The organism is Streptomyces sp. DH12, assembly GCF_020873895.1.
Classification (GTDB): domain Bacteria; phylum Actinomycetota; class Actinomycetes; order Streptomycetales; family Streptomycetaceae; genus Streptomyces.
The window spans coordinates 1-683 of record NZ_JAHWGT010000323.1; the positions used below are offsets into that span (position 1 = coordinate 1).

Genomic DNA, 683 nt, shown 5'->3' on the forward strand with positions numbered 1-683 from the left:
CGCGGAGGACCAGGGGATGATGCGCGGCGCGCTCGCGCTGCTGCTCGGGATGGAACCCGACATCGAGGTCGTGGCGCAGGTCGGCGCCGGGGACGCGATCGTGGACGCGGTCCTCACCCACCGGCCCGACGTCGCCCTCCTCGACATCGAACTGCCCGGCATGAGCGGGCTGGACGCCGCGGCCGTACTGCGCGAGCGGGCGCCGGCCTGCCGGGTGCTGATCCTGACGACGTTCGGCCGGCCCGGTTATCTGCGGCGGGCCATGGACGCGGGAGCGGCGGGTTTCCTCGTCAAGGAAGGCCCGGTGGAGGCACTGGACTCGGCGGTCCGCCGGGTGCTGGCCGGGGAGACGGTGGTCGACCACGGCCTTGCCGCGGCGGCGCTCAGCGCCGGTCCCAGCCCGCTCTCCGCCCGCGAACGCGACGTGGTGCGGGAGTCGGCGGTCGGCTCGACCGTCGCCGACATCGCCGCCCGCCTCCACCTCTCCGAGTCGACGGTCCGCAACCACCTGTCCTCGGCCATCGGCAAGACGGACACCCGCAACCGCACGGAGGCACTGCACGAGGCACGCCACCGGGGGTGGTTGTGACCTGGGGCGTGGGGCGACGGCCCGCAGGCGACGGCCCGCCGGTTCAGCCCGTCCGTCCCGCCCGTGTGCGCGGCAGCCACGCCCACATCAGTAC

General features: G+C 74.8%; 1 protein-coding gene. It reads left to right on the forward strand.

The genetic code is table 11. From position 1 onward, the window contains the following. On the forward strand, nt 1-589 hold a 589-nt coding region (locus LPA54_RS34320; protein WP_228984569.1), incomplete at its 5' end, for a response regulator transcription factor. Nucleotides 590-683: the final 94 nt, after the last annotated feature.